13 protein-coding genes are annotated in these 14,556 nt (G+C 68.7%); all 13 read right to left on the reverse strand.

Annotated elements, in window-relative coordinates; genetic code table 11:
• Positions 1-19 precede the first annotated feature (19 nt).
• Complete coding sequence (locus tag ASD05_RS00670; RefSeq protein WP_414930028.1) at positions 20-442, reverse strand: tripartite tricarboxylate transporter TctB family protein; 423 nt, start codon at positions 440-442, stop codon at positions 20-22.
• A 187-nt stretch (positions 443-629) separates the two neighbouring features.
• On the reverse strand, positions 630-1,460 hold the full coding sequence (locus tag ASD05_RS00675; protein ID WP_056586232.1) for a ChbG/HpnK family deacetylase: 831 nt from the start codon (positions 1,458-1,460) through the stop codon (positions 630-632).
• Positions 1,453-3,033: an ArnT family glycosyltransferase gene (locus ASD05_RS00680; RefSeq protein ID WP_056586236.1), complete on the reverse strand. Its 1,581-nt coding sequence runs from the start codon at positions 3,031-3,033 to the stop codon at positions 1,453-1,455. Before ASD05_RS00680 ends, ASD05_RS00675 begins: the two co-directional genes overlap by 8 nt.
• Complete coding sequence (locus ASD05_RS00685; RefSeq protein WP_082571929.1) at positions 3,030-4,082, reverse strand: glycosyltransferase family 2 protein; 1,053 nt, start codon at positions 4,080-4,082, stop codon at positions 3,030-3,032. The genes ASD05_RS00680 and ASD05_RS00685 overlap by 4 nt, the downstream gene beginning before the upstream one ends.
• Positions 4,079-4,675, reverse strand: a complete 597-nt coding sequence (locus ASD05_RS00690; RefSeq protein WP_056586240.1) for a phosphatase PAP2 family protein — start codon at positions 4,673-4,675, stop codon at positions 4,079-4,081. Before ASD05_RS00690 ends, ASD05_RS00685 begins: the two co-directional genes overlap by 4 nt.
• Before the next feature lie 158 nt (positions 4,676-4,833).
• On the reverse strand, positions 4,834-5,283 hold the full coding sequence (locus tag ASD05_RS00695) for a hypothetical protein (RefSeq protein WP_056586243.1): 450 nt from the start codon (positions 5,281-5,283) through the stop codon (positions 4,834-4,836).
• 356 nt (positions 5,284-5,639) lie between these two features.
• The gene (locus ASD05_RS00700; protein ID WP_056586245.1) at positions 5,640-6,200 is read right to left on the reverse strand and encodes a methyltransferase family protein; all 561 of its coding nucleotides are present in this window, start codon (positions 6,198-6,200) and stop codon (positions 5,640-5,642) included.
• Positions 6,201-6,240: 40 nt separating this feature from the next.
• Positions 6,241-8,301, reverse strand: coding sequence for a phenylacetic acid degradation bifunctional protein PaaZ (gene paaZ, locus ASD05_RS00705; protein ID WP_056586248.1), 2,061 nt, complete (start codon positions 8,299-8,301; stop codon positions 6,241-6,243).
• Positions 8,302-8,452: 151 nt separating this feature from the next.
• On the reverse strand, positions 8,453-9,184 hold the full coding sequence (locus ASD05_RS00710; RefSeq protein WP_056586251.1) for an ABC transporter ATP-binding protein: 732 nt from the start codon (positions 9,182-9,184) through the stop codon (positions 8,453-8,455).
• The gene (locus tag ASD05_RS00715) at positions 9,181-11,085 is read right to left on the reverse strand and encodes an ABC transporter permease subunit (RefSeq protein ID WP_056586253.1); all 1,905 of its coding nucleotides are present in this window, start codon (positions 11,083-11,085) and stop codon (positions 9,181-9,183) included. The genes ASD05_RS00710 and ASD05_RS00715 overlap by 4 nt, the downstream gene beginning before the upstream one ends.
• Positions 11,082-12,110 carry a branched-chain amino acid ABC transporter permease gene (locus ASD05_RS00720; RefSeq protein ID WP_056586256.1) on the reverse strand — a complete coding sequence of 343 codons (1,029 nt, stop codon included), beginning with the start codon at positions 12,108-12,110 and terminating at the stop codon, positions 11,082-11,084. Before ASD05_RS00720 ends, ASD05_RS00715 begins: the two co-directional genes overlap by 4 nt.
• Before the next feature lie 167 nt (positions 12,111-12,277).
• Positions 12,278-13,426, reverse strand: coding sequence for an ABC transporter substrate-binding protein (locus ASD05_RS00725; RefSeq protein WP_056586260.1), 1,149 nt, complete (start codon positions 13,424-13,426; stop codon positions 12,278-12,280).
• Between the two features lie 34 nt (positions 13,427-13,460).
• The gene (gene paaE, locus ASD05_RS00730; protein ID WP_056586263.1) at positions 13,461-14,546 is read right to left on the reverse strand and encodes a 1,2-phenylacetyl-CoA epoxidase subunit PaaE; all 1,086 of its coding nucleotides are present in this window, start codon (positions 14,544-14,546) and stop codon (positions 13,461-13,463) included.
• Between the last annotated feature and the right edge of the window lie 10 nt (positions 14,547-14,556).

Here is a 14,556-nt window from a genome sequence, read left to right on the forward strand (position 1 = left end):
TCCTTTTTCTCTCTTTTTCTCAGTAGAGCGGCAGGTTGAGACCCAGCAGCTTCTGCAGTGCCAGCGCCATGACGATCAGGCCGGCGGAAACCTTGACGTTGCGCACCCACGAATAGGTGGATGCGGCGAAGCCCGAGCAGAAGACCATGAAGACGATGCCCGCGATCATGTTCAGGTACATCGAGATCACCGCCAGGCCGCAGAGGCTGGCGAGGATCACCGAGATGTTCCTGAAGTTGAACTCCAGCGGCACGCTTTTCACGATGAACGACCGGATCACAGTCGCCACCGCAATGATCAGCAGCATGCCGCTGATCATTGCGGGGAACAAGCCAGCCCCGGCGCGGCTGAAGTCTCCGATGGGGTAGCGAAGCGCGGTCAGGCCGAAGGCCAGCGCGATTGCCATGAGGAAGAGTCCCCTGACAAGATTTCTATTTTTCATACGCTCACGATGTAGTGGGATTGAATGCGCCCGGCTCCGCTCGAACCGGCCCGGGCCTGTCTCCATCCGGATGTGATTCCGGACGCCCCGATGCTCTTCGGGCCTGGCTGATCGGAATCTGACGCGTGCGTGAGGGGAACTACGTATGAAGGGGCGCGGAGCAACGGTGGCGCGCGCGACGTTGCCGTCAGGATGGCCGGGGCAGGCACCGCGAGAGCGGCGCGAGCGCAATCCCGCCGCTCCCGATGCCCGCTGCAAGCACCAACCCGCGCAGCACGGCGTACTCGCGCAACCGGGCGCCGCCGTGCGGGTCGCCGGGCAGGATGCCGGCGGACGGGTGGCACATGAGCACGTCGCCGGTGCGGCAGGCCGATAGCCATTCGGACAGGCGCTGTTCGTGGCGCTGCATGTCGCCCGAGAAATCGTAGACGCCCAGCAGGCGGCTGCTCATGGGAATGCCGCGTTGCGCGGCCAGCGCGGCCAGCCGCGCGCCGCCCAGTGCGTGGATGACCCGGGCCTTCAACCGGTCGGGGCCATGCTGCGCGCCCGGTGCCGTGTTGCGGATCCAGGGCGGCGACGCCGCATAGCGCCGCGCGATCTCCTCCACCAGCAGTTCGCGCACCACCGGAAACTGGTGCACGTGCCGGTGCCCGTCGACGAACACGGGCGCGCGGCCCATGGCGTCCTCGAAGCGCGTCAGCTGGTCGCGGATGTCGGCCTGGAGCCCCGGCGCGAACACCGTGCGCGTGTACGTCCGCGCGAGCAGCCCCAGCAGGCCGGGCTCGGGGCCGCCGGCGAGCGCGGGCCGCGTGAGGTCGAGGTGCAGGCCGACGTCGAGCCGTGCCGGGTCGATGAGCTTCAGCACCTTCGCGCCTTCCTCCCAGGCGTCGCGATGCACCATGCCGCTGGTGGCGGTGATCTTTCCCTGTTCGGCCAGGTCGAACACGGCGGAGTTGATGCCCGCGCTCATGCCGAAATCGTCGGCGCAGATGCAGAGGTAGCGCGTCGCCTCAGTCATTGCCGCTCGTTCCGGAAGCCGGGGCGGGCGCAACGTCCAGGCAGTGCGGATCGCGCGTGGCGCTGCCCGCGAAGCGCCACGCGGCGGCGCTTTCGTTCACCGCCACCAGCTGCGCGCGAAAGAGCCACGGGTTGGCGAGCTGTGCCGTGTTCGAGCCGACGAGCCAGGTGACGCGCGGCGCGCACAGCGTGGCCGCGAGCTGCGTGCGGTCGAGCAGCGTGGCTGCGGCGCGCGCGGGCTCGAAGCGGCCGGCGTCCGAGATCTCCTTGCGCCAGTTGTCGCGGGTGTCCCGGGCCGCGGCCTGCCAGTCGTCCGATATCAGCACGGGCTCGCGCAGGTTCCAGTAGAAGGGAATCTCGTAGTAGTAGCTGTCGAGCATCAGCACCTGGTCGCCGGGCGCCACCGCCTGCCCGGGCGGCAGCCGCAGCCGCGCGCCCGGCGGTGACGCCAGGACCGTGACGGCGGCCACGCAGGCGATGCACACGGCGGCGGCGGCCAGCGTCATCGCGCGCACCTTGGGCAGCAGCGTTTCCGGCACACGGCCCGCGAGCACGCGCTGCGCGATCAGGAAGGCCAGCGGCGGCAACGCCGGCAGCACGTAGCCGACGAGCTTGGAGCGCGGCAGCGAGAAGAACACCACGATGACCGCGAGCCAGATCCACATCAGCCAGTCGACATCCGAGCGCCCGGGCCGCGCGGCATCGTCCTTGCCCCGCGGCACGAACACCCACGCGAACCACGGCAGCGTGAGCCCCGCCAGCACCGGCAGGTAGAACCAGAAGCCGTGCTCGTTGTTGAAGCCCGAGGACGCAAAACGCCGGAAGTGCTGCGTGATGACGAAGTAGTCGAAAAACTCCGGGTACTTCATCTGCATTGCGACGAACCACGGGCTGGCCACGGCCAGCAGCACCGCCCAGCCGGGCAGCCACAGCGCGAGCCGCAGCGCCGCGAACCTGCGCGTTGCCGCACACCAGATCGCGATCACCGCCACGGGCAGCACGAGGCCGATCAGCCCCTTGGCCAGCAGCCCGGCCGCCGCGAACAGGTAGGCGCCTGCGAGCAGCGCCCGCCAGGGTTCCTCGCGCTCCTTCGCTAATGCGGCGCCGGCCGCCAGCAGGATCGTGGCCGAGATGCAGCCGGCCACCAGCATGTCGAGGTTCGCGAACTGCGCGCCCAGGAAGAAGAAGGGCGTAGTCACCAGCACCACGGTCGACAGCAGCGCGAGCTGCACTGTCGACCACCGGCGCAGGAACAGGAACAGCGTTGCCGCCGCCGCGCCCGCGCCCAGCACGGATGGCAGCCGTGCGGCCCATTCCACCGGCCCGGTCACCGCCATTGCGGCCGCGCCGATCCAGTAGAACAGCGGCGGCTTGTGGAAGAAGGGCAGGCCGTCGAGCCGCGGCACCAGCCAGTCGCCCGAGCGCAGCATCGCGAGCGCGACACCGCCGTAGCGGCCCTCGTCGGGCGCCATCAGCGGGCGTACCCAGGCCGTGGCCAGCAGCCACGCGAAGAGGGCGGCAATGAGCCACAGTGCCTGCGGCGCAGTCCACCATGCAGGGGCGGTTCGCTTCATGGTTTTTCGGCCGCGAGTCCCGTGCCGCTCTCGCGGCGCACCACGTACAGCGGGCGGCCCTTGACCTCCTCGTAGATGCGCGCGATGTACTCGCCCACGATGCCGGTGGAGATCATCTGGATGCCGATGAAGAACATCAGGCTCACGACGATGGTGGTCCAGCCCGAGACCGCGTTGCCGAACATCAGGTAATCGATCGCCACGAAGGTGCCATAGGCGAAAGCCGGCAGCGCCAGCAGCAGCCCCGCCACGCTGACGATGCGCAGCGGCCAGGTGGTGAAGGCCGTCAGCCCGTCGAGGGCCAGGCGCACCAGCCGCCGGGCGTTGAAGGAGCTGCTGCCTGCCGCGCGCGGCGCGGGCGTGTAGGGCAGCGCCACGGCGCGAAAGCCCACCCAGGCGTACAGGCCCTTCATGAAGCGGCTGCGTTCCGGCAGGTTCATGAGGGCATCGACCACCTTGCGATCCATCAGGCGGAAGTCGCCCGCGTCTCGGGGCACGGCGAAGCGGTCAGAGGAATTGACGAGGCTGTAGAAGAGCTTGCTGCCGATCTGCTTGAAACGGCTTTCGTCGCTGCGTTTCTCGCGCACCGCGTACACCACCTCCGCGCCGGCCACCCATTGCGCGACCATCGTGTGGATGAGTTCGGGCGAGTGCTGCAGGTCGCCGTCGAGCAGCACCACCGCATCGCCGGTGGCCGCGGCGAGGCCCGCGGTGAGCGCGGCCTCCTTGCCGAAATTGCGCGACAGCGAGATGCAGCGAAAGCCGGAGAGCTCGCACCACGCCTCGGCCACGGCGGCGGTGTCGTCGGTGCTGCCGTCGTCCACCACGATGATCTCCCAGCGCATGTGCGTGGCCCAGAGGATGTCTTCGAGCAGCGGCAGCAGGTGGCGTAGATTGGCCGCTTCGTTGAAGCACGGGATCACGCAGGAAATGCTGCGCGCGCCTGCCTCTGGTGCGAGCGGCGTGGCCGTGTGCGGCGCGGGAGCCTCAGCCTGGGGGAGACCGGCCGGTGCGCGTGAATGCCTGGTGGTGTGGGTCGAGGAGATCATGGATGCCTCCAGAAAGAAGCGGCCGTCGTCTTGTCGTCGCGCGTGCGGCCGGCGTGCGACGCCTGAAAAGAGAGGAAATGGCGTACGAACCATTGCGCGGCGGCGAGCACTCCCACGATCGCGCACGCGAGCAGCAGGCCTGCGGCGATGTCGAGCGGGAAATGAACGCCCACGTACACGCGCGCCCACCCGGTGAGGGCCGCCAGCGCCAGCAGAGGCACGCCCAGCCTGCGCAGGCTGGGACGCAGCAGGAAGGCCAGCGCCACCAGGAACATCACCGTTGCGTGCGTGCTGGGCAGAGACCCGCGGCTCGCATGCTCGATATACGACGGTGCCAGCCCCAGCACGAAGGGGCGCGGCATGTTGAGCGACAGCGAGATCGCGTGCGAGGCCATGGAGGCGAGGCCCGCGAGCGCCGCCACGATGCACAGGTAGGCCCGGTCGGCGCGATGCCGCCACAGCGCCACGGCGACCACACCGGCACTCAGCCAGCTGCCCCAGAGCGCGAGGGCCAAGGCCACGGACAGCACCCACGGCGTCGGCTGGCTGCCGGCTGCGAGCCATTGAAAGAGCGTGAGGTTGAGCGCGTTCATGGCGCCACCTTCGATGGACGGGAGAAAACAATGGGCGTGCAGCAGCACCCGGTGGGGTGTGTGCAACAGCAAGAACCGGACATGGTCAAACCTTTCGACGGGACGAGAGAGCCCGCTGCGCGACGCAGCGGACGGCCCGACGCGCGAGGCGTCGTGTCTCAGATCCCGGAAGGTGGTGCGGCAGTGGGCGGCAGGCGTCGCCAGGGTTGCGCGGAGGGTGGAGCACCGCCATGCGGCGGCACGTATTCGATCGCTTTGCGCACGACGGGCACTGCCAGCCGTGCGACTGCAATGGCAAGCGGCAGCAGCGCCAGCACCATCGCCATCAGCATGTCCAGCGCGGAGCCGAAGGCATCGGGGTGGTCGATGCTTGCCGGCGTCTGGGCGAACACGGTGGTCTCGCGGTCGGACGGATGGTCCGCGCGGTCGTCGGCTTCGAACTGAGTGGTGTCGCTGGCGCTGCGCACCCGCAGCATCGGCTCGTCTTCCAGGCCGTCGCAGCGGAAATGGACCGCGATGAAAGGCTGCAGGAAGATCAGCAGAATGCCTGCGACGCACCACGCCCTGTGGTGCGTTTCGGCGAAACGGCGGATGCGTGCGAACAGCATGCGCGAATGCTAGGCCGCTCTTGTGAACGGAACCTGAGCACGCGGGTCAGCATCCCGCAAGGTAGCGCATGACGCGCGTGTGAACGGACCCTAGGGTCTGTCATCAATCAAACGCCCTCGCGCTGGCCCCGCCATGCGGTGGATGTGCGGAGGGCGGCGCGGCCCATGGTCACCCATGGGCAAGCCGGCCGACAAAGCAGACGCCGTATGGCGGGGCCAGCCCGGAGGGAACCCCTGCTGTGCGGTGCATTGCGGCGTTGCCCTTCACTTGCGTGGCGATGCTACGCGGCGTTCAGGGCGCCTTGCACTGCACCGCGCAGCAGGGGTTCGCGAGGGCGTTTGATTGATGACAGGCCCTAGAGCACGAACGGAATGAAGCGCCGAGTGCCGCGCATATAGGCGCGGTAGGCGTCGCCGAAATGCGCGATGCATTCCTTCTCGTCGCGCAGGGCAGTCAGGAACAGCAGCACCGTGGCCGCGAGCACCAGCGCCAGCGTGAACCAGGTGAACTGCTTGAGGAAGGCGCCCCAGGCCAGCAGCATCAGCGCCGTGTACATCGGGTGTCGTATGTACCGGAAGGCGCCGGTGGTGACGATGGACGAGGTTTTTTCGAAACCATACAGCGCGGGGTCGTCGCTGCGCGCCTCGGTCGGCTTGCCCTGCGCCTTCAGCAGCCGCACCGCGTGGATCGGCAGCCAGATCGACAACACGAAGAAGAGCGAGGAGACGATCTGCCTCGCCGAAAACGGATCGTCATGCCACACGGGCAGGTTCACCACGACCAGCACCAGCATGCATTCCCATGCGAAGAAGCGGTAGAAGCCGTGCGAGCCGGGCCGGCTCAGCGGGCCGCGCGACACGTACAGCAGCGCCGCTGTGCCGGCGACGAAAAGGAAGAGCTGGAACCAGAAGAGCATGGCGGGCGAATTTACACGGCCTTGCCCGCTTCATGGCGCATCAGGAGGCCGCTGCCACGGGTTTCTTGGAGACCAGCGTCAGGATGTCGTAGCTGGCGACCAGCTCGCCGTCCTGGTTCGTCACCTCCACGTCCCATGCGACCACCCCCTGGCCCTGGCCGCTCGCGTCCTTCCTGTTGCGGTCGATCTTGCGCTTGCAGGTCAGTCGCGCCTGGATGGTGTCGCCGATGCCCACGGGCTTGGTGAAGCGCAGCGTGTCGAGGCCGTAGTTGGCGAGCACCGGGCCCGGCGACGGCGACACGAACAGGCCGGCCGCGGCCGACAGCACGAAGTAGCCGTGCGCGATGCGCTTGCCGAACGGCGACTGCTGCGCGGCCACCTCGTCGAAGTGCATGTAGAAGTAGTCGCCCGAGATGCCGCCGAAGGCGACGATGTCGGCTTCGCCCACGGTGCGGCGGTGCGTGAGCAGCGAGTCGCCGATGCGCAGGTCCTCGAAGTAGCGGCGGAAGGGGTGTACCTCGCTCTCGCGCACGGCCGCGCCGCGCACGTGTTCGCCGGTGATGGCGGCCAGCATGGTGGGCGAGCCTTGCACCGCGGCGCGCTGCAGGTAGTGCTTCACGGCGCGCAGGCCGCCGAGCTCTTCGCCGCCGCCCGCGCGGCCCGGGCCGCCGTGCTTGAGCTGCGGCAGCGGCGAGCCGTGGCCGGTCGATTCGGCGGCGGCCTCGCGGTCGAGCACCAGCAGGCGGCCATGCCACGCGGCGGCCACCGGAATGGCCTTGGCCGCAATGGCCGGGTCGCGCGTGACCAGCGTGCCGACGAGGCTGCCGCGGCCGCGCGCGGCCAGCGCCAGGGCCTCGTCGATGCCCTCGTAGGGCATCAGCGTGCTGACGGGGCCGAAGGCCTCCACGTCGTGCACCGCGTCGTGCTCGAGCGGCTTGCGGCTCAGCAGCAGCGTGGGCGCGAAGAACGCGCCATCGGCCACGCCGTCGCCAATCGGCGAGAAGCCGTCGCGCTCGCCGTAGACCAGCTCGGCGCCTTGCAGCAGCGTGGCGACACGCGCGGCCACGTCGGTCTGCTGGTCGCGCGAGGCAAGGGCGCCCATGCGCACTTCTTCGCGCGACGGGTCGCCGACCACCGTCTTCGCGAGCCGCGCGCGCAGCCGCTCGGCCACCGCATCGAGGTGCTGGCGCGGCACGATCGCGCGGCGGATGGCCGTGCACTTCTGGCCGGCCTTGGTTGTCATCTCGCGCGCCACTTCCTTCACGAAGAGATCGAACTCCTCGTCGTCGGGCGTCAAATCGGGCGCGAGGATCGCGCAGTTGAGCGAGTCGGCCTCGGCATTGAACGGGATCGACTGGCGCACGATGTTCGGGTGCACGCGCAGCTTGGCGGCGGTGTCGGCCGAACCGGTGAAGGTGACCACGTCGGGCCCTTCGAGCCGGTCGAGCAGGTCGCCCGTGCCGCCGATGACGAGCTGCAGCGCGCCCGCGGGCAGGATGCCCGACTGCACGATCAGCCGCACCACGGCTTCGGTCAGGTAGCTGGTGGCCGTGGCCGGTTTGCCGATGCAGGGCATGCCCGCGAGGAAGCTGGGTGCGAACTTTTCGAGCAGGCCCCACACCGGGAAATTGAACGCATCGATGTGCACCGCCACGCCGCCGCGCGGCACCAGGATGTGCGTGCCCGCGAAGCCGCCCTTCTTGCCGAGCGGGAAGGCCGGGCCTTCGTGCACGAGGTTGCCGGAGGGCAGCTCGTTGGTGCCGATGCCGGCGTAGGCGCTCAGCGTGCCGGCGCCACCTTCGATGTCGATCCAGCTGTCGGCGCGCGTGGCGCCCGTGTGGGCCGAGATGGCGTACAGCGTTTCCTTGTTCGCGGCGATGTACTTGGCCAGCGCCTTCAGGCGCTCGGCGCGCTGCTGGAAGTCGAGCGCCATCAGCGCGGGAATGCCGGTGCGGCGTGCGTACTGCAGCGCTTCGGCGAAGTCGATGGCTTCGGCGTGCGTGGCTGCCACGGGCTGGCCGTTGACGGCGCTGCGCAGCTGCTGCGCGGCCTGCTGGCCGATCCAGCGGCCGGCGATGTAGCTTTGGAGGGTGGTGGTCATGAAGGGTGTCCTTGTGTGGCTCCTTCCCCCTTTGGGGGAAGGCTGGGATGGGGGCAGCGCCCAACGAGCGTTGCGTTTCGTTCGAGGCCGTCGTGCCCCCACCCCAGCCCTCCCCCGGAAGGGGAGGGGGCAAGAAGGGGAGGCACTTCGGTCATTCCTTCTTTCCTATACCGAGGTACGTGTCGATGATTCGCTGGTCGTGCAGCAGGTCGCGCGCCTTGCCTTCGAGCGCCACGGCGCCCATCTCCAGCACGTAGGCGCGGTCGGCCACCTGCAGCGCGGCGCGTGCGTTCTGCTCCACGAGCAGCACCGACACGCCATGGCTGCGCAGCTGCGACACCACGCGCAGCACCTCGCGCACCACCAGTGGGGCGAGGCCCAGCGAGGGTTCGTCGAGCATCAGCAAACGCGGCCGCGCCATCAGTGCGCGGCCGATGGCCAGCATCTGGCGTTCGCCGCCCGAAAGCGTGGAAGCCATCTGTGGGCGGCGCTCGCGCAGGCGCGGGAAGATCCCGAAGACTTCGTCCATGCGCGCTCGCTGGTCGCGCTTGCCCTTGCGCCACTGGTAGAAGCCGCCGAGCAGCAGGTTGTCTTCGACCGACATCTCGCCGAACAGCTCGCGCCGCTCGGGCACCAGCGCGACGCCGCGCGCCACCATCGTCTCGACGCTGGGCCGCGCGACGCGCTCGCCGTCCAGCATCAGCTGGCCGGTGGAAGGCAGCAGGCCCATGGCCGCGCACAGCAGCGTGGTCTTGCCGGCGCCGTTGGGGCCGATCACGGTGACGATCTCGCCCTCGTTCACCTGCAGGCGCACGCTGTGCACCGCTTCCACGGTGCGGTAGGCGACGCAGAAGCCGTCGAGTTGAAGCAAAGGATGGCTCATCGGGCGTCTTCCAGCAGTTCGTCGTCGGCGCCGCCGAGGTAGGCCTCCAGCACGCGCGGGTTGGCCTGCACTTCGGCCGGCGTGCCGGTGGCGATGACGGTGCCGAATTCGAGCACCGTGATGCGGTCGGCGAGGTTCATCACGAACTCCATGTCGTGCTCCACCACGAGGATGCCGAGGCCCTCGGCGCGCAACTGGCTCAGCAGCACCGAGAGCGCGCGCTTTTCAAGATGGCGCAGGCCGGCCGCGGGTTCGTCGAGCAGCAGCACCGAGGGCTGGCCGGCGAGCGCGCGGGCGATCTCCACCACGCGCTGCTGGCCGAGCGAGAGCGATGCTGCAGGCGTGTCGGCATGCGCGCCGAGACCGCAGCGTTCGATCTGCCTGCGGGCCTCGGCCAACAGCGCGGCTTCTTCGGCGCGGTCCAGCCGCAGCATGGCGGCAAGCCAGCCGCGCTTCGCACGCAGGTGCGCGCCGAGCGCGACGTTCTCGGCCACGCTGCGCTGTCCGAGCAGGCGCACGTGCTGGAAGGTGCGGCCCAGGCCCAGCGCGGCGAAGGCGCGCGAAGGCTTGGCCGCCATCGGCTGGCCGGCGAGCTTCACCTCGCCCGAGGTCGGGTCGTCCACGCCCGAGATCATGTTGAAGAAGGTGCTCTTGCCGGCGCCGTTCGGGCCGATCAGCGCATGGATCTCGCCGGCCTTCAGCGTCATCGAGATCGCGTTGTTGGCCACGAGTCCGCCGAATCGCTTGCTCACGTCGCTGGCTTGCAGCAGCAGTTCGCCACTCGCGGGCAGCGTGCGCTGCGCGAGCTGCACCGTCGGCGCCTTCGACGCGGGAGCCGGCGCCTTGCGCGCCGCATCGTTGCGCACCCAGCGGCGCGTGATGCGCGCCAGCGTGGGCCACAGGCCGTCGGAAAAACGCTGCAGCACGAAGAGCATCAGCAGCCCGAACACGATCACCTCGAAGTTGCCGCTGCTGCCGAGCAGCGAGGGCAGCACGTCCTGCAGTTTCTCCTTCAGCAGCGTGATCAGCGCGGCGCCCAGCACCGCGCCCCACAGGTGGCCCGCACCGCCGACCACCGCCATGAACAGCAGCTCGATGCCGATGTTCAGGTTGAACGGCGTCGGGTTCACGAAGCGCTGCAGGTGCGCATAGAGCCAGCCCGACACCGCCGCGAGCAGCGCGGCCAGCACGAACAGCTTGATGCGGTGGCGCGCCGTGTCGACGCCCATCGACTCGGCCATCAGCCGCCCGCCCTTGAGTGCGCGGATGGCGCGGCCTTCGCGGGAATCGAGCAGGTTGTGCAGCGCCCACAGCGCGAGCAGCAGCACGGCCCAGATCACCACGCCGAGCGCGCGCGGCGTGGCCAGCGACACGCCGAACACCACCAGCGGCGGCACGCCCGTGATGCCGGTCTGCCCACCGAGGAAGTCCATGTTGCCCAGCAGGTAGTACAGGCTCAGGCCCCAGGCGATGGTGCACAGCGGCAGGTAGTGGCCCGACAGCTTGAGCGTGACCGCGCCGAGCATCCAGGCCAGCGCGAAGGTGAAGGCCAGGCCCAGCAGCAGGCCGGCCCACGGCAGCAGCGCAGGGCCGACCGCGCCACCCAGCCATGCGGCAGCCGTGGGGGAGGTGCAGATCCACGCGGTGGCGTAGGCGCCCATGCCGACGAACGCGGCCTGCCCGAACGAGGTCATGCCGCCGACGCCGGTGAGCATGACCAGCCCGGCCGCGACCAGCGCATACAGGCCGATGTTGCTGAGCACCGAGACGGTGAATTCGGGCAGGAAGCCCCAGGCCAGCGCCAGCAGCACCACGCACACCAGCGTGAGCTGGCGCGGCGTGACCAGCGGCTTGCCTTCGGGCGGTGTGTTCAGGGTCGCGGGATTCGAAGACGCGCTCATTCTTCGTCCTCCACGTGGCGGCTGTGGAGCGAACGCCACCACAGCACCGGAATGATCAGCGTGAAGACCAGCACCTCCTTGAACGGGCTGGCCCAGAACGAGGCGAAGGCTTCGAGCTGGCCGACCAGCAGCGCGCCGGCCAGCGCCAGCGGATAGCTCGCGAGCCCGCCGACGATGGCGGCGACGAAGCCCTTCAGGCCAATGAGGAAGCCGGTGTCGTAATACACCGTGGTGATCGGCGCGATCAGCAGCCCCGAGACGGCGCCGATGAGCGCCGCGAGCGCGAAGCTCAGGTCGCCCGAGAGCTCGGTCGGAATGCCCGACAGCCGCGCACCCACCCGGTTGATGGCGGTGGCGCGCAGCGCCTTGCCGACCATCGAGCGGCCGAAGAACAGGAACATGGCGATCACCAGCAGCAGCGTGACGCCGACCACCACCAGCGATTGTCCGCTGATCGGAATGCCGCCGACGTCGAAGCGCGCTTCGGAGAACGCCGCGGTGCGCGAACCTTCGGCGCCGAAGAACAGCAGGCCCAGCCCGACCAGCACGCCATGCAGCGCGACCGAGACGATCAGCAGCATCAGCACGTTGGCATCCGCCAGCGGCCGATAAGCCAGGCGGTAGAGCAGGGGGCCGAGCGGCATGATGAGCACCAGCGTGGTGAGCGTCTGGCCCGTCATCGACGTGGGCTTGAGCAGCAGCACCAGCGCGGCGGCGGCTGCCGGCAACACCACGCACCATGCGAGCGCGGAGGCCCAGTCGACCACCGCGCCGCGCTTCCATCGCAAGATTTCCACCAGCAGCACCGCGACCGCCAGCACCAGCAGCAGCCACAGCGTGGCCGGCACACGGCCGGCCTGCAGCATCGCCATCGAGAGCGCCCCGAAGGCGACGAACTCACCCTGGGGAATGAAGATGACGCGCGTGACTGAAAACACCAGCACCAGTGCGAGCGCCATCAAACCGTAGACGGCACCGTTGACGATGCCGTCCTGCCCCAGAAGAAGGGCGATCTGCGAATCCATAAAAAACTTTCGGGCTTGGCCCATGTGTCTCTGCGCTGTCTCGCTCCTTCCCCCTCTGAGGGAAGGCTGGGATGGGGGCTGCCCCCGCATTGACGGCCGCGCGGCGGTCAATGCTGTCGTGCCCCCACCCCGGCCCTCCCCCGGGAGGGGAGGGAGCAAGGCCGGGATCAGGGCTGGTATTTCCAGGTGCCGTTTTCGATCTTGACCATCACGCGGGCGCGCTGGTCGAGACCCAGGTGGTCCTTCTCGGTCATGCTGAACACGCCGTGCGCGCCCGACACTTCCTTGACCTGCTCCAGCGCATCGCGCAGCGCGGCACGGAATTCCGGCGTGCCGGGCTGTGCCTTCTTCAGCGCGGCGGGCACGGCCGAGGTCATCAGCAGGCCGGCGTCCCAGGCGTGTGCGCCGAAGGTCGACACGGTGCCCTTGCCGTAGGCGGCTTCGTAGGCGCTGACGTAGGCCAGTGCAGATTTCTTCACCGGGTTGCTGGCGGGCAGCTGCTCGGCCACCAGCACGGGACCTGCGGGCAGGAAGGTGCCTTCCACGTCCTTGCCGCCCACGCGCAGGAAGTCGGCGTTCGCCACGCCGTGCGTCTGGTACATCTTGCCGGCGTAGCCGCGCTCCTTGAGCGTCTTCTGCGGCAGCGCGGCCGGGGTGCCCGAGCCCGCGACCAGCACCGCGTCGGCCTTGCTGGCCATGATCTTCAGCGCCTGGCCGGTCACCGAGGTGTCGGTGCGGGAGTAGCGTTCGTTGGCCACGATGGTGATCTTCTTCAGCGCGGCGGCCTTGGCGAATTCTTCAGACCAGCCTTCGCCGTATGCGTCGGAGAAGCCGATGAAGGCCACGGTCTTCACGCCGTTGGCGGCCATGTGCTCGGCGATGGCAAGCGACATCATGATGTCGTTCTGCGGCGTCTTGAACACCCACTTCTTCTTGGCGTCCATCGGCTCGATGATGCGGGCCGAGGCGGCGATGGAGATCATCGGCACCTTGGCTTCGCTCACCACGTCGATCATGGCCAGCGAGTTGGGTGTGGTGGTGGAGCCCAGCACGACGTCGACCTTGTTCTCCGCGATGAGCTTGCGCGTGTTGGCCACGGCCGCGGTGGTGTCCGAGGCATCGTCGAGCACGATGTAGTTGATCTTCTGGCCGCCGATGGTCTTGGGCATCAGCGCGATGGTGTTCTTCTCCGGAATGCCGAGCGAGGCGGCCGGGCCGGTGGCCGAGAGCGTCACGCCGACATTGACGTCGGCCCACGCCGCGGCGGCGGTGGCGCACAGCGCGGCGATCAGCAGGGGCTTGAAGAAGAGTTTCATTGGTCTTGTCTCCGGTTGAATAATCTTTGAAGTTCTAGCGCTCGTCGAATGAGAGCGTGACGCGTTCGGTCAGGGGGTGTGCCTGGCAGGTCAGCACGAAACCTGCTGCCACTTCATTCTTGTCGAGCGCAAAATTTCTTTCCATGCGGACTTCCCCGTCCACGCATTTCGCGCGACAGGTGCCGCACACGCCGGAGGTGCACGAGAACGGTACTTCGAGCCCCGCGGCCGAAGCCGCATCGAGGATGCTGGGCTGGCCTTCGGTGTAGGTGATCTCGCGCTGCAGCCCGTCGCGCACGATGACGATGCGTGCCTGCCTGGCGTCGCCGGGCTGCGCCTCGTGCACCACCGCGCCGACCTGCGTGGCCGAAGGCAGCGCCACGCCGAAGCGTTCGATGTGGATGCGTTCCTCGGGCACGCCGGCGGCCAGCAGCGCGGCCTCGGCCTCGTCGTTCATCTGGAACGGGCCGCAGACGTAGACATGGTCGATCGTCTTCGCGGGCACCACCGACGCCAGGAACTCGCCGATCTTCTCGCGGTTCATCACGCCGAAGCCCAGCGGCGAATCGGTGTGCTCGTCGGAGAACACGTGCTGCAGCACCAGCCGCGTCATGTAGCGGTTCTTCAGGTCTTCGATTTCTTCCTTGAACATCGTGGACTGCAGCTGGCGGTTGCCGTAGATCAGCGTGAAGCGGCTCAGTGGCTCGCGCGCCAGCACTGTCTTCATGATCGACAGGATCGGCGTGATGCCGCTGCCGCCCGCGATGCCGACGTGGTGGCGTGCCGAAGCCGGCTCGATGGGCACGAAGAAGCGACCCTGCGGCGCCATCACCTGCAGGGTGTCACCCGGCTGCAGATGGGCGTTGATCCAGTTGGAGAACACGCCGCCGCGCACCTTGCGCACGCCGACGCGCAGCTCGCCATCGTCGAGGCCGGCGCAGATCGAATAGGAGCGGCGCAGGTCCTGGCCGTCGATGTCATGGCGCAGGGTGAGGTACTGGCCCTGCGTGAAGCCGAAGACCTGCTGCAGGTCGGCGGGCACTTCGAACGAGACGACGACGGCCTCGGCCGTGTCGGGCTCGATGGCCTTCACGCGCAGGGGGTGGAAGAGGGTGCTCATCGTGTGGGGC

Source organism: Variovorax sp. Root434 (genome assembly GCF_001426595.1).
GTDB lineage: Bacteria > Pseudomonadota > Gammaproteobacteria > Burkholderiales > Burkholderiaceae_C > Variovorax.

Bases quoted from the DNA above. Each gene is read 5' to 3' on its own strand.
- ASD05_RS00670 (WP_414930028.1), bottom strand. From the start codon at position 442: ATGAAAAATAGAAATCTTGTCAGGGGACTCTTCCTCATGGCAATCGCG.
- ASD05_RS00675 (WP_056586232.1), bottom strand. From the start codon at position 1,460: ATGACTGAGGCGACGCGCTACCTCTGCATCTGCGCCGACGATTTCGGC.
- ASD05_RS00680 (WP_056586236.1), bottom strand. From the start codon at position 3,033: ATGAAGCGAACCGCCCCTGCATGGTGGACTGCGCCGCAGGCACTGTGG.
- ASD05_RS00685 (WP_082571929.1), bottom strand. From the start codon at position 4,082: ATGATCTCCTCGACCCACACCACCAGGCATTCACGCGCACCGGCCGGT.
- ASD05_RS00690 (WP_056586240.1), bottom strand. From the start codon at position 4,675: ATGAACGCGCTCAACCTCACGCTCTTTCAATGGCTCGCAGCCGGCAGC.
- ASD05_RS00695 (WP_056586243.1), bottom strand. From the start codon at position 5,283: ATGCTGTTCGCACGCATCCGCCGTTTCGCCGAAACGCACCACAGGGCG.
- ASD05_RS00700 (WP_056586245.1), bottom strand. From the start codon at position 6,200: ATGCTCTTCTGGTTCCAGCTCTTCCTTTTCGTCGCCGGCACAGCGGCG.
- paaZ (WP_056586248.1), bottom strand. From the start codon at position 8,301: ATGACCACCACCCTCCAAAGCTACATCGCCGGCCGCTGGATCGGCCAG.
- ASD05_RS00710 (WP_056586251.1), bottom strand. From the start codon at position 9,184: ATGAGCCATCCTTTGCTTCAACTCGACGGCTTCTGCGTCGCCTACCGC.
- ASD05_RS00715 (WP_056586253.1), bottom strand. From the start codon at position 11,085: ATGAGCGCGTCTTCGAATCCCGCGACCCTGAACACACCGCCCGAAGGC.
- ASD05_RS00720 (WP_056586256.1), bottom strand. From the start codon at position 12,110: ATGGATTCGCAGATCGCCCTTCTTCTGGGGCAGGACGGCATCGTCAAC.
- ASD05_RS00725 (WP_056586260.1), bottom strand. From the start codon at position 13,426: ATGAAACTCTTCTTCAAGCCCCTGCTGATCGCCGCGCTGTGCGCCACC.
- paaE (WP_056586263.1), bottom strand. From the start codon at position 14,546: ATGAGCACCCTCTTCCACCCCCTGCGCGTGAAGGCCATCGAGCCCGAC.